General features: G+C 67.1%; 12 protein-coding genes. 8 read left to right on the top strand and 4 right to left on the bottom strand.

Annotated features, from left to right (window positions below):
* Positions 1 to 7: 7 nt before the first annotated feature.
* From P8934_RS18250 to purU, 4 genes are read left to right on the top strand one after another with little or no spacing between them, the layout of a single operon-like run.
* Positions 8 to 367: a sarcosine oxidase subunit delta gene (locus P8934_RS18250; RefSeq protein WP_278032268.1), complete on the top strand. Its 360-nt coding sequence runs from the start codon at positions 8 to 10 to the stop codon at positions 365 to 367.
* Positions 364 to 3,426 (top strand): sarcosine oxidase subunit alpha family protein, encoded by a 3,063-nt coding sequence (locus P8934_RS18245; protein WP_278032267.1) that lies wholly within the window; start codon positions 364 to 366, stop codon positions 3,424 to 3,426. Before P8934_RS18250 ends, P8934_RS18245 begins: the two co-directional genes overlap by 4 nt.
* Complete coding sequence (gene soxG / locus P8934_RS18240; RefSeq protein WP_278032266.1) at positions 3,419 to 4,069, top strand: sarcosine oxidase subunit gamma family protein; 651 nt, start codon at positions 3,419 to 3,421, stop codon at positions 4,067 to 4,069. The genes P8934_RS18245 and soxG overlap by 8 nt, the downstream gene beginning before the upstream one ends.
* Before the next feature lie 47 nt (positions 4,070 to 4,116).
* Positions 4,117 to 4,983 (top strand): formyltetrahydrofolate deformylase, encoded by an 867-nt coding sequence (gene purU, locus P8934_RS18235; protein ID WP_278032265.1) that lies wholly within the window; start codon positions 4,117 to 4,119, stop codon positions 4,981 to 4,983.
* 79 nt (positions 4,984 to 5,062) lie between these two features.
* Here purU and P8934_RS18230 read toward each other — a convergent pair whose 3' ends face one another.
* From P8934_RS18230 to P8934_RS18215, 4 genes are all read right to left on the bottom strand, one after another.
* Complete coding sequence (locus P8934_RS18230; RefSeq protein ID WP_278032264.1) at positions 5,063 to 5,503, bottom strand: DUF411 domain-containing protein; 441 nt, start codon at positions 5,501 to 5,503, stop codon at positions 5,063 to 5,065.
* The gene (locus P8934_RS18225) at positions 5,500 to 5,652 is read right to left on the bottom strand and encodes a hypothetical protein (protein WP_181243518.1); all 153 of its coding nucleotides are present in this window, start codon (positions 5,650 to 5,652) and stop codon (positions 5,500 to 5,502) included. The genes P8934_RS18230 and P8934_RS18225 overlap by 4 nt, the downstream gene beginning before the upstream one ends.
* A gap of 80 nt (positions 5,653 to 5,732) precedes the next feature.
* The gene (locus P8934_RS18220; protein ID WP_278032263.1) at positions 5,733 to 6,035 is read right to left on the bottom strand and encodes a hypothetical protein; all 303 of its coding nucleotides are present in this window, start codon (positions 6,033 to 6,035) and stop codon (positions 5,733 to 5,735) included.
* Positions 6,036 to 6,154: 119 nt separating this feature from the next.
* Entirely contained in the window at positions 6,155 to 6,928 is a 774-nt protein-coding gene (locus P8934_RS18215; protein ID WP_278032262.1) for a periplasmic heavy metal sensor, read from the bottom strand.
* A 209-nt stretch (positions 6,929 to 7,137) separates the two neighbouring features.
* Here P8934_RS18215 and P8934_RS18210 point away from each other — a divergent pair, with 209 nt between their 5' ends.
* The 4 genes from P8934_RS18210 to P8934_RS18195 all read left to right on the top strand — a co-directional run bounded on the left by P8934_RS18210 (position 7,138) and on the right by P8934_RS18195 (position 12,395).
* Positions 7,138 to 7,632 carry a plastocyanin/azurin family copper-binding protein gene (locus P8934_RS18210; protein ID WP_278032261.1) on the top strand — a complete coding sequence of 165 codons (495 nt, stop codon included), beginning with the start codon at positions 7,138 to 7,140 and terminating at the stop codon, positions 7,630 to 7,632.
* Between the two features lie 269 nt (positions 7,633 to 7,901).
* A complete protein-coding gene (locus tag P8934_RS18205; protein WP_278032260.1) occupies positions 7,902 to 8,618 on the top strand; it encodes a glutaredoxin in 717 nt (238 codons plus the stop codon).
* A gap of 16 nt (positions 8,619 to 8,634) precedes the next feature.
* The gene (locus P8934_RS18200; protein WP_278032259.1) at positions 8,635 to 9,975 is read left to right on the top strand and encodes an APC family permease; all 1,341 of its coding nucleotides are present in this window, start codon (positions 8,635 to 8,637) and stop codon (positions 9,973 to 9,975) included.
* 104 nt (positions 9,976 to 10,079) lie between these two features.
* Entirely contained in the window at positions 10,080 to 12,395 is a 2,316-nt protein-coding gene (locus tag P8934_RS18195; RefSeq protein WP_278032258.1) for a heavy metal translocating P-type ATPase, read from the top strand.
* Positions 12,396 to 12,445 lie beyond the last annotated feature (50 nt).

The following is a 12,445-nucleotide window of genomic DNA, read 5'->3' as shown; positions in this document are numbered from 1 at the left end:
CATACCCATGTTTCTTATCTACTGCCCCTACTGCGAAGAGCACCGCGAGGAAGAGGAGTTCCATGCCAAGGGCCAGGCGCATATCGCCCGTCCCGCGGACCCCGAGGCCTGCTCCGACGAGCAGTGGGGCGACTACCTCTTCTTCCGCGACAACCCGCGCGGCATCCACCACGAGCTGTGGGTGCACGCCGTGGGCTGCCGCAAGTTCTTCAACATCACCCGCAACACCGTGAGCTACGAGATCCTCGAGACCTACCGGATGGGTGAGCAGCCGCGCTTCACCGCCGAGTATCCCGAGGGCAAGCCCGCCGAGGCGGCAGCCGCCCGGGCGGAAGAGGTCGAGCGCCAGGAAGGAGTCAAGGCATGAGCCAGCCGCTGAATCAGCCGAATCGTCTTCGCGAGGGCGGACGTATCGACCGCGCGCGTACCCTGAGCTTCACCTTCAACGGCAAGCGCTACCAGGGGCATGCCGGCGACACCCTGGCTTCGGCGCTGTTGGCCAACGGGGTGGACATCGTCAACCGCAGCTTCAAGTACTCGCGGCCGCGGGGCATCGTCGCCGCCGGCGCCGAGGAGCCCAATGCGCTGGTCCAGCTGGGCAGCAGCGAGGCGGCCCAGGTGCCCAACGTGCGCGCCACCCAGCAGGCGCTCTTCGATGGCCTCACGGCTCAGAGCACCAACGGCTGGCCCAACGTCCAGCGCGATGTCATGAGCCTGGTGGGCAAGCTGGGCGGGCGCTTCATGCCGCCGGGCTTCTACTACAAGACCTTCATGGCCCCGGCCTCCATGTGGATGACCTACGAGAAATATATCCGCAAGGGCGCGGGCCTGGGCCGCAGCCCCATGGAACGCGACCCCGACAGCTACGACCACCTCAACCAGCACTGCGACCTGCTGGTGATCGGCGCCGGCCCCGCGGGCCTGGCCGCGGCGCTGACCGCGGCGCGCGGCGGGGCCCGGGTGATCCTCTGCGACGAGCAGGAGGAGATGGGCGGCTCGCTGCTCGACAGCCGCGAGCTGCTCGACCATCAGCCCGCTGGCCGCTGGGCCGAGCAGGTGGTCGCCGAGCTGGCCGGGCTCGACAACGTCACCCTGCTGCCCCGCACCACCGCCAACGGCTACCACGACCACCACTTCGTGACCCTGCACGAGCGGCGTACCGAGCACCTCGGCGAATGCGCGCCGACGGTCGATGGCTATCGCCCCGCGCGGTCGCGCATGCATCGCGTGCGCGCCGGCCAGGTGCTGCTGGCTACCGGGGCCCACGAGCGGCCGCTGGTCTATGCGGGCAACGACGTGCCGGGCAACCTGGTCGCCGGGGCCGTCTCCACCTATATCCGCCGCTACGGGGTGGTGCCGGGCGAGAAGCTGGTGCTCTGCGTCAGCAACGACCACGCCTACCGTGCCGCCCTGGACTGGGATGAGGCCGGCCGCGAGGTGGTGGCCATCGTCGACGCCCGTCCGGCCCCGGACGGTGAGCTGGTAGAACAGGCCCGTGCCCGCGGCATCCGCATCATCGAAGGCGCGGCCGTGGTCGAGGCCAAGGGCAGCACCCGCGTCAGCGGCGCCCGCGTCGCCACCATCGACGCCGAGGCCTTCAAGGTCACCGGCCAGGCCGAGACCCTGGCGTGCGACACCATCGCCACTTCCGGCGGCTACAGCCCGGTAATCCACCTGGCTTCCCACACCGGCGCCCGGCCGACCTGGAACGACGAGATCCTCGGTTTCGTGCCGAGCCTGGTGAAGGGCGTGCATGCCGCCGGCAGCGCCCGTGGCTTCCACGACCTGGCCGAGGGGCTGGCCGATGGCAGCGCCGCGGCCGCCCGGGCACTGGCCGCACTCGGCCAGTCCGCCGCTGCCATCACGCTGCCCCAGGTCGATGCCCGCCGCGACGGCAAGGCCTGCGCGCTCTACCAGGTGCCCCACGAGAAGCCGACCCTGCGTGCGCCCAAGCAGTTCGTCGACCTGCAGAACGACGTCACCGCGGCGGCCATCGAGCTGGCCACCCGCGAGGGCTTCGAGTCCATCGAACACGTCAAGCGTTACACCGCCATGGGCTTCGGCACCGACCAGGGCAAGCTCGGCAACATCAACGGCATGGCCATCGCCGCGCGCTGCCTGGGCAAGTCGATCCCCGAGGTGGGCACCACGGTGTTCCGCCCCAACTACACCCCGGTGACCTTCGGTGCCATCGTCGGCCGTCACTGCCGCGAGCTGTTCGACCCCGAGCGCTATACCGCGCTGCACCAGTGGCACGTGGCGAATGGCGCCGAGTTCGAGGAGGTGGGCCAGTGGAAGCGCCCCTGGTACTTTCCACAAGTACGCCCCGACGCCGCCAACGGCGAACGCGAAACGATGGAAGAAGCGGTGGCCCGCGAGTGCCTGGCGGTGCGCGAGAAGGTCGGCATCCTCGACGCCTCGACGCTGGGCAAGATCGACATCCAGGGCCCGGATGCCCGCGAGTTCCTGGGGCGCATCTACACCAACAAGTGGGCCAAGCTGGCGCCCGGCCGCGCCCGCTACGGGCTGATGTGCAAGGACGACGGCATGCTGATGGACGACGGTACCACCAGCTGCCTGGCCGAGAACCACTTCCTGATGACCACCACCACCGGCGGCGCCGCCGGCGTGATGGAGTGGCTGGAGCTGTGGCACCAGACCGAATGGCCGGAGCTGGACGTCACTTTCACCTCGGTGACCGACCACTGGGCGACCATGACGGTGACCGGCCCCGAGGCGCGCAAGCTGCTGGCCGAGATCACCGACATCGACCTCGACCGCGACAGCTTCAAGTTCATGGACTGGCGCGAGGGCAAGGTGGCGGACGTGCCGGCGCGGGTCTTCCGCATCTCCTTCACCGGCGAGCTCGCCTACGAGATCAACGTGCAGGCCAATTACGCCATGCACGTCTGGAAGACGCTCTTCGAGCACGGCGAAAAGTATGGCCTGACGCCCTACGGCACGGAGACGATGCATGTGCTGAGAGCGGAAAAGGGCTTCATCATCGCCGGCCAGGATACCGACGGCTCGGTGACCCCGGAGGATCTCGGCATGCAGTGGGCCGTCGGCTACGACAAGCCCAACTCCTGGGTGGGCAAGCGCGCCCTGTCGCGCTCCGACACCCGGCGAGCCGACCGCAAGCAGCTGGTGGGCCTCAGGCCCAAGGATCCCAAGGTGGTGCTGGAGGAGGGGGCCCAGATCGTCTTCGATCCGGACCACGCCATCCCCATGCCCATGGTGGGCCACGTGACCTCCAGCTACTACAGCCCGACCCTGGGCAGCGGTTTCGCCCTCGCCGTGGTCAAGGGCGGCCAGTCGCGCATGGGCGAGACCGTCTACCTGCCCATGGCCGACGGCAAGACACACGCCGCGGAAATCGTCGGCACGATCTTTGTTGATCCCAAGGGAGAGCGCCAGAATGTCTGATCACACCGTGACTTGGGCCAACGTCTTTGATGCCCGCCCCGAGACTGAGGTCCCGGCCGAGTCCCCGCTGGCCTGGTCCTACCATCGCAGCGGCCGCCCGGCGGTCAGCGAGAAGAGCCGTGTGGTGCTGCGCGAGCGCGCCATGGCGGGCCATCTGATCCTGCGCGGCGGCGCCATCGTCCTCGACGAGGCGGTGCGCGGGGTGCTGGGGGTCGGCCTGCCGGGCCGCCCCAACACCCTGACCCTGGACGAGAGTGGCGAGCGCTCGATCCAGTGGCTCTCCCCCGACGAGTGGCTGGTGATCGTGCCCGGCGGCGAGGAGTTCGCCCTGGAGAAGCGGTTGCGCGAGGCCCTGGGCGATGCCCACTACGCCATCGTCAACGCCAGCGGTGGCCAGACCCTGATCGAGCTGACGGGCGACAAGGCCCGGGAGCTGCTGATGAAGTCGACGCCCTACGACGTCCACCCCGAGGCCTTCCCGGTCGGCAAGGGGGTGACCACGGTGTTTGCCAAGGCCAACCTGATCCTGCGCCGCCCGACGGAGGCCCGCTGGGAACTGGTGCTGCGCCGCAGCTTCGCCGACTACCTCTATCGCTGGATCCTGGACGCCGGCGCCGAGTACGCTATCGGCGTCGAGGAGTGATCGCCACGGGGCCGGCATCTGCCGGCCCCGCTTCGGGAGAAGATGAGATGCAGGACAACAACAATCGCTGGATCCTGGCGGCCCAGTGCCCGAGCCGGCTGGGCACCGTGGACGTGGTCACCCGCTTCCTCAAGGAGCGTCGCTGCTACATCACCGAACAGCACTCCTTCGATGACCGGCTCAGCGGGCGCTTCTTCATACGCACCGAATTCAGGCCGGAAGCCGACGGGTTCGATGCCGAGGCCTTCGAGGCCGAGTTCGCCGCGCGCGCCGCCGAGTTCGAGATGACCTTCGAGCTCACTCCCCCCGGGCGGCGCCTGCCGGTGGTGATCATGGTCTCCAAGGCCGACCACTGCCTCAACGATCTGCTCTATCGCTACCGCATCGGCCAGCTGCCCATCGATATCCGCGCCATCGTCTCCAACCATCCGGACCTGGAGAACCTGGCCGCGTGGCACGGGATTGCCTACCACCACTTCCCGATCACGGCCGAGACCAAGCCCGAGCAGGAGGCGCAGGTCTGGTCGGTGATCGAGGAGACCGGCGCCGAGCTGGTGATCCTGGCGCGCTACATGCAGGTGCTCTCGAGCGACATGTGCGAGAAGCTCAGCGGGCGAGCGATCAACATCCACCACTCGCTGCTGCCGGGCTTCAAGGGCGCACGGCCGTACCACCAGGCCTACGAGAAGGGCGTCAAGCTGGTCGGCGCCACGGCCCACTACATCAATGACGACCTGGACGAGGGACCGATCATCACCCAGGGCGTGGAGCCGGTGAGTCATGCCGACTACCCGGAGGACCTGGTGGCCAAGGGACGCGATGTCGAGTGTCTCACCCTTGCCCGAGCGGTGGCCCTGCATGTGGAACGCCGCGTCTTCCTGCACGCCAGGCGAACGGTGGTGTTTGACCGCTAGTTGTTCTCTCTCGACAGGTAGTCACGAATCGCCCCGGCACTGGCCGGGGCGATTCGTGATGGTGGATCGGAATGGGCCCTCAGAGCGTCATGAAGGCCGCCTCCTGTCGGTCGGTGAACTGGTAGACCTCGTAGGGCGCCTGCTGGGGGCCGGGCATGCCGGGGGTGCCGATGGGCATGCCGGCCAGGCCGATGCCATCGATGGCCGGCTGCTCCTCGAACAGCTTCTCCACCGCCGCCAGCGGCACATGACCCTCGATCACGTACTCGCCCATCTTGACGGTGTGGCAGGAGCCGAGTCCGTAGGGCAGGCCCGCAGCCTCCTTGATCTGGCCGAGATCCTGGTCATCGATGACGGTGACCGCGATGCCCATCTCCTCGAGATGCCTGGCATAGCCATCGCAGCAGCCGCACTGCGGGTTCTTGTAGAGCGTGGCCTCGGCCGGCAGGGCGGCCTGGGCGGTGGTGGCGCCGGCCAGCAGGGCGGCGGAGAGGAACAGGGTGGGGGCGAAGCGGCTCATGAGCGGTCCTCCTGGGAACGACGGGACGTGAAGACATATTTGGCCAGGGCGGCGATGCCGAGGCCCAGCAGCAGCATGAAGGCCAGCGGCATCAGCCAGCCGAGCCAGCCCATCGAGCCCATGAGGGCGAAGCAGTCGGTGCTCATCATGTCGAGACTCCTGACGAAAGTGCACAGGTAAATCCGGTGGCAGGCGTACGGCCAGCGTCACCGAGGCGATAGAGGCACGGTCAGGGTCTGGGAGGTTCGCGCGGGGGCGGGGCGATGAATTCGACCGTGGCCGGTCCGTCGGTGTCGGCCAGGGTATCGGGGGTGGCAGGCATGACGAGGGGCGTTGCTGCCAGGGCCGCACAGCCAGCGCATTCGGCGTCGGCGTGGTCGAACATCTCGACCTCAGCCGTGCTGCAATCAGTGGCGCAGCTGTCCATGGCCGCCTGGGCGGTCAGGCCGGACACCGACAGCAGCACCACGAGCAGCAACGCCAGCAGGCGTCCTCCTCGTGTGCGGTGCAGCGGTCTGGCCTGTTCGGTCATGGTGATTCCCTCGTCATCCTTGCGTCATTCTGTACCAGTCATTCGGTTGACCACCTTGACCCAGCGCAATATGGAGCGAGATGGCTGAGCGATACCCGCCAGGCGGCGGGCATCGGGTATCACTGCGGGCTGTTGCCGGAGGAAGGGTCCTGCTTCAGCTGCTCGCGCTGCTTATCGCTCAGCAGGTCCTGCATCCGATTACGCATGCGCACCTTGTCCGCCATCATCTCGCCCTGGAGGGTGGCCATCTGACCATGGAGTGCCTGGACTTCCTCCGGATCAGGACGCTCCGCCTGCATCAGCAGCAGCATATCGTCACGCAGGTTCATCATCTCGCCCATGCGTTCGAGCTGGGCGGAACGGTGCTCCCTGCGCATCTCGCGAAGGGCGCTCGACTGCTCCTCGTCGAGCATTCCGCCCATGCCGCCCATGGCACCCAGGTTCGCCATCATCGGGCAGGGCATCATGCCCCCCTGGCCGCCCATCATCATGCCGGGGCCCATGCCGCCTTGGTCGCCCATCATCATGCCGGGGCCCATGCCGCCTTGGCCGCCCATCATCATGCCGGGGCCCATGCCGCCCTGGCCGCCCATCATCATGCCGGGGCCCATGCCGCCCTGGCCGCCCATCATCATGCCGGGGCCCATGCCGCCCTGGCCGCCCATCATCATGCCGGGGCCCATGCCGCTCTGGCCGCCCATCATCATGCCGGGGCCCATGCCCCCTGGGCCGCCCATCATCATGCCGGGCCCCATGCCCCCCTGGCCGCCCATCATCATGCCGCCAGGCCCTTGGGTGCCCTGCTGCATGCCGTGAGCAGACGCGGCGCCGCTGGCGGCGATGCCCAGGCCAGCGGCCAGCGCAATGGCGATTACCTGCTTGTACTTGACCATGGTGTTTCCCCTCATCTTGCGTATGGCAAAGAGATCGTCTTCCGGGATCGAGGAAGGCGGGGCGAGTGTCGAGCATCAGCCTACAACCTGTGGGTGGCCTCGAGGTCAAGGGGTTGGATGGAACGAAATCCCTTGAACATGTTCACCCGGGTGTCAGGTTGTCGAGGCACAACCGAATCTCCCCTGATACGACAAGAGAGGTCCCCCTCATGCGCAAGACGCTACTGGCCCTGGTCCTGGGGCTCGCGACCACGACGTCACATGCCGCCGGCCAGCACGATACGTCCCACGCAGCGGCAAGCGAGGCCGATATCGACCGCACCATCCGCGTCGAGGCGGGCGACATGTGGTTCGATCCCGACACACTCGAGGTGGCGCCGGGCGAGGTGATTCGCTTCGAGGTCACCAATAGCGGCAATCTCGAGCACGAGTTCGTGATCGGCGATGCCAAGGCCCAGGAGGCGCATCGCGAGATGATGCAGGAGATGGCCGGGAACCCTGGCGACGGACATGGGGGACATGGCGGCCACGACATGGCCGAGGGAGCGCATGGCGGCGAGATGCCTGCCGTGACCATCCCGCCCGGTGAAACCACCGAGCTCGTCTGGACCGCTCCCGACGACGTGGCGCACCTCGAATACGCCTGCAACATTCCTGGTCACTACGAGGCAGGCATGTCGGGAAGTATCGACTTCCAGGGGTGAGCCACCGCCATGAAGCGGTTGCCGCTCGAGGATGAGGACGTGTTCAGGCTCTCTCATCTCGATTGGCGCGGCGCGTGTGTCCTTGACCCTTGGGTGACACAAGGGTTCTAGGCTGAAAGCAAGACGAGGGCATGTCCCCATTCGCCAGTGAGCGCGGGGCCCGGCCCCGGCATGCCCCGATATCTCTTGGTACCGCAAGGAGGTTGATACCCATGAGCACTGTCACTTCGTCGTCTTCCACACAGCACGAGACGGCTCGTGTTTACCGCATGAAGACGGAGGAGCACCTCTGCCCGTTCGGCCTGAAGACCGTGGACCTGCTCAAGCGCAAGGGCTACGAGGTAGAGGATCACACCCTCACCTCGCGCGAGGCCATCGAGGCGTTTCAGGAGCGGGCCGGGGTCGACACCACCCCTCAGGTCTATATCGGCGAAGAGCGCGTGGGGGGCTATGAGGAGGTGCGGGCCTACCTGGGATTGAGCGTGCCCGGCGAGAAGGAGACGACCTATCAGCCGGTCATCGCCATCTTCGCGACCTCCCTGCTGATCGGTCTGGCAGTAAGTTGGGCGGCCAATGGCACGCTCGTGTCGTTGCGCATGCCGGAGTATGCGGTTGCCACCGCCATGACCCTGCTGGGGCTCCAGAAGCTGCAGGATGTCGAGAGCTTCAGCACCATGTTTCTCAACTATGACCTGCTCGCCCAGCGCCAGGTCCTCTACGGTTACGTCTACCCCTATGCCGAGACCCTGGCCGGCGTCCTGATGCTGGCAGGCGCCCTGACATGGCTATCCGCCCCCCTGGCCCTGTTCATCGGCACGGTGGGCGCCGTCTCGGTCTTCAAGGCCGTCTATATCGACAAGCGCGAGCTGAAGTGTGCCTGTGTCGGGGGCAACAGCAATGTCCCCCTGGGGTTCGTGTCCCTGACCGAGAACCTGATCATGGTGGCCATGGGGATCTGGATGCCCCTGAAACAGCTCATCCTGTAATGACAAGGAGACATGGATGACCGACTCCACGGATCGAACCCCCGAGTACGAGCAAGGAAGCCTCTCGCTAGCCGGTGCGATTGCCCTGGGCACAGGAGTGATGATCGGGGCAGGCATCTTCGCCCTCACGGGCCAGATGGCCGAGATGACGGGGCGCCTGTTCCCGCTGGCCTTCCTGTCGGCCGCGCTGATCGTCTCCTTCAGCGCCTATTCCTACGTCAAGATGTCACGTGCCTATCCGTCGGCAGGGGGCATCGGCATGTATCTGCAGAAAGCCTATGGTCCGACGCTACCTACCGCTTTCCATGCGTTGCTGATGTATTTCTCCATGGTGATCGCCCAGAGCTTCCTGGCGAGAACCTTCGGCTCCTACACGCTCGAACTTGTCGATGTGGAGAACAGGTCGCTGCTTGTCCCCTCCTTGGGCGTTGCCCTGCTGCTGTCTGCGTTCCTGATCAACCTCACTGCCAACAAGTGGATCCAGGGCGTTGCGTCGGTATTGGGCGTCATCAAGATCGGCGGCATCATCGTGTTCGGGGTGGTCGGCGTCCTGGTCGCCGACGCCGTGGAGATGGAGGTCTCGGCTTCGGCGCCCGACGCCTCACTGACGGGGTTCCTGGGCGCCACGGCGCTGGGGATCCTGGCCTTCAAGGGCTTCACGACCATCACCAACAGCGGCTCGGAGATCCAGGATCCCCACCGCAACCTGGCCCGGGCGATCATGATCTCGATCGCCCTCTGTGTGGTGATCTATGCGCTGGTAGGCTTCGCCGTCGCCAGTAACCTGTCGTTGGGCGAGATCATCGAGACGCAGGATTACTCGTTGGCAGCTGCCGCCCGGCCCGCGCTGGGGGAGGCCGCCGTCTGGTTCACCGTCATCCTGGCCATGCTGGCCACGGCAGGCGGTATCATCGCCAGCGTGTTCGCGGTGTCGCGCATGCTGGCGATGCTGACCGAGATGAAGCTGGTGCCCCATCGCCATTTCCACATGCCGGGCAGCATCCAGAAGCATACCCTGGTCTACACCATCGTCCTCGGCCTGCTGTTGACGGCGTTCTTCGATCTCAGCCGTATCGCGGCGCTTGGCATCATCTTTTATCTGATCATGGATATGGCGATTCACTGGGGGGTATATCGTCATCTGCGCCACGATGTCGGTGCCAATGTTGCCGTTCTGGTCGTCGCCCTATTGCTGGACGCGGTCGTCCTGGCGGGGTTCGTATGGGTGAAGGCAACCACCGACCCGCTGGTGCTCGTCGTTGCCGTCGTCGGGATGGCGCTCATCCTGCTCGGCGAATGGTTGTTCCTGTCATCGCGCAAGTCGCCAGAGGATAACGGCCATTCACATTCCCACTGACCTTCCCGGGAGCTGGCAGATGGACATCAAGACCGTCGGTATATCGATCCACCGGGCCCGCCAGGCCCACCGGCACCTGACTCGGCAGACGGGGAGGATGAACGATGTCCGATAGCCGTTCTCGCTCTACGGTCAAGGATCCGGTCTGCGGCATGGAGGTCGATCCCCATGCGACCCAGCACCGCGCCACCCACGCCGACACGACCTGGTACTTCTGCTCCGCGACGTGCCGGAAGAAGTTCGAGGCGGATCCCGAGGCCTTCCTGGACGATAAGCCACCGGCCGAGTCTGCGCCCCCCGGCACGATGTATACCTGCCCGATGCACCCCGAGATCCGCCAGGAGGGGCCGGGGGACTGCCCCATCTGCGGCATGGCGCTGGAGCCCGAGACGGTCTCCGCCGATACCGGGCCCTCCGAGGAGCTGAAGGACATGACGCGGCGCTTCTGGATCGGGCTGGCCCTGGCACTGCCGGTGCTGGTGCTGGAGATGGGGGGGCATATCTTCCGACTCGATCACCTGATCGCCCCCCAGGTCTCGAACTGGATCCAGCTGCTGCTCGCCACGCCGGTGGTGGTCTGGGCGGGCAGGCCCTTCTTCGTGCGCGGCTGGCGCTCCATCGTGCAACGCAGCCTCAACATGTTCACCCTGATCGCCATCGGCACCGGGGCGGCGCTGGTCTACAGCCTGCTGGCGACGATCGTGCCGGGCATCTTCCCCGAGACCTTCCGCCAGAGCGACGGCTCGGTGGCGGTCTACTTCGAGGCGGCGGCGGTGATCGTGGTGCTGGTGCTGCTCGGGCAGGTGCTGGAACTGCGTGCCCGGGAGAAGACCTCCGGGGCGATCCGCGCGCTGCTCGACCTGGCCCCGGCCACTGCGCGGCGCCTCGACGATGACGGCCAGGAGGAGGAGGTCTCCCTCGACCGGGTGCAGGTCGGCGACCGCTTGCGCGTGCGCCCCGGCGACAAGGTGCCGCTGGATGGCGAAGTGCTGGAGGGGCGCTCCAACATCGACGAGTCGATGGTCACCGGCGAGCCGCTGGCGGTGCGCAAGGAGGCCGGCGATAACGTGATCGGTGGCAGCATCAACGGCCAGGGCTCGTTCATCATGCGCGCCGACAAGGTGGGGCGCGACACCATGCTGTCGCAGATCGTGCAGATGGTGGCCAGCGCGCAGCGCAGCCGGGCGCCCATCCAGGGGCTGGCCGACAAGGTGGCCGGCGTCTTCGTGCCGGCGGTGATCCTGGTGGCCGTGGTGGCCTTCATCGCCTGGTCGCTGTGGGGGCCGGCGCCGCCCATGGCCTTCGGCCTGATCGCCGCCGTCAGCGTGCTGATCATCGCCTGTCCCTGTGCCCTGGGGCTGGCCACCCCCATGTCGATCATGGTGGGCGTGGGTCGTGGGGCCCAGGCTGGCGTGCTGATCCGCGACGCCGAGGCGCTGGAGCGCCTCGAGAAGGTCGATACCGTGGTCGTCGACAAGACCGGCACCCTGACTGAGGGCAAGCCTCAGTTGACCGAACTGCGGCCGGCCGAGGGCTTCGACGAAACAGAGCTGTTGCGGCTTGCCGCGGGGCTGGAGCGCGGCAGCGAACACCCCCTCGCCCAGGCGATCGTCGATAAGGCCAGGGAAGATGGCGTGACGCTCTCGGAGGCCACGGAGTTCGACGCCCCCAATGGCAAGGGGGTGACGGGGCGGGTCGACGGCCATCGTGTCACGCTCGGCAATCGCCTGCTGATGGAGAGCGAGAAGGTGGCCCTGGCCGAACTGGAGGAAGAGGCCGAGCGGTTGCGCGGCGATGGCGCCACCGTGATCTTCGCCGCGGTGGACGGGCGCCTTGCAGGCCTGCTGGCCATCGCCGACCCCGTCAAGGAGACCACCGAGGCGGCCATCCAGGCCCTGCAGGCGGACGGCATCCGGGTCGTCATGCTCACCGGCGACAACCGTACCTCCGCCGAGGCAGTGGCGCGCCGCCTGGGCATCGACGAGGTGGAGGCCGAGGTGCTCCCCGAGGACAAGGGGCGCGTGGTCCAGCGGCTGCGTGACGAGGGGCGCGTGGTGGTGATGGCCGGCGACGGCGTCAACGATGCCCCCGCCCTGGCGACTGCCGACGTCGGCATCGCCATGGGCACCGGCACCGACGTGGCCATCGAGAGCGCCGGCGTGACTCTGCTGCGCGGCGACCTGACCGGCATCGTCGAGGCGCACCGGCTGTCGCGGGCCACCATGCGCAACATCCGCCAGAACCTCTTCTTCGCCTTCGTCTACAACGCCGCGGGGGTGCCGATCGCCGCCGGCGTGCTCTACCCCTTCACCGGCCTGCTGCTGTCGCCGATCATCGCCGCCGCAGCGATGTCGCTCTCCTCGGTCAGCGTGATCGCCAATGCCCTTCGGCTGCGAGTGGTGGCCCTGAAAACGGACTGACGCCTCGAGGATGTCCGACGCCGGGGCCCCGGGTAGCAGGATACTCCCCC

It is taken from the genome of Halomonas sp. CKK8 (assembly GCF_029625235.1).
Taxonomy (GTDB): Bacteria; Pseudomonadota; Gammaproteobacteria; order Pseudomonadales; family Halomonadaceae; genus Halomonas; species Halomonas ventosae.
This window is presented reverse-complemented; position numbering and strand designations above follow the sequence as displayed.

Coding starts and splice junctions, on each gene's coding strand:
- P8934_RS18230 (WP_278032264.1), bottom strand. CDS start 5,503: ATGAGCCGCTTCGCCCCCACCCTGTTCCTCTCCGCCGCCCTGCTGGCC.
- P8934_RS18200 (WP_278032259.1), top strand. CDS start 8,635: ATGACCGACTCCACGGATCGAACCCCCGAGTACGAGCAAGGAAGCCTC.
- P8934_RS18250 (WP_278032268.1), top strand. CDS start 8: ATGTTTCTTATCTACTGCCCCTACTGCGAAGAGCACCGCGAGGAAGAG.
- P8934_RS18205 (WP_278032260.1), top strand. CDS start 7,902: ATGAAGACGGAGGAGCACCTCTGCCCGTTCGGCCTGAAGACCGTGGAC.
- P8934_RS18220 (WP_278032263.1), bottom strand. CDS start 6,035: ATGACCGAACAGGCCAGACCGCTGCACCGCACACGAGGAGGACGCCTG.
- P8934_RS18245 (WP_278032267.1), top strand. CDS start 364: ATGAGCCAGCCGCTGAATCAGCCGAATCGTCTTCGCGAGGGCGGACGT.
- P8934_RS18210 (WP_278032261.1), top strand. CDS start 7,138: ATGCGCAAGACGCTACTGGCCCTGGTCCTGGGGCTCGCGACCACGACG.
- P8934_RS18215 (WP_278032262.1), bottom strand. CDS start 6,928: ATGGTCAAGTACAAGCAGGTAATCGCCATTGCGCTGGCCGCTGGCCTG.
- soxG (WP_278032266.1), top strand. CDS start 3,419: ATGTCTGATCACACCGTGACTTGGGCCAACGTCTTTGATGCCCGCCCC.
- purU (WP_278032265.1), top strand. CDS start 4,117: ATGCAGGACAACAACAATCGCTGGATCCTGGCGGCCCAGTGCCCGAGC.
- P8934_RS18225 (WP_181243518.1), bottom strand. CDS start 5,652: ATGATGAGCACCGACTGCTTCGCCCTCATGGGCTCGATGGGCTGGCTC.
- P8934_RS18195 (WP_278032258.1), top strand. CDS start 10,080: ATGTCCGATAGCCGTTCTCGCTCTACGGTCAAGGATCCGGTCTGCGGC.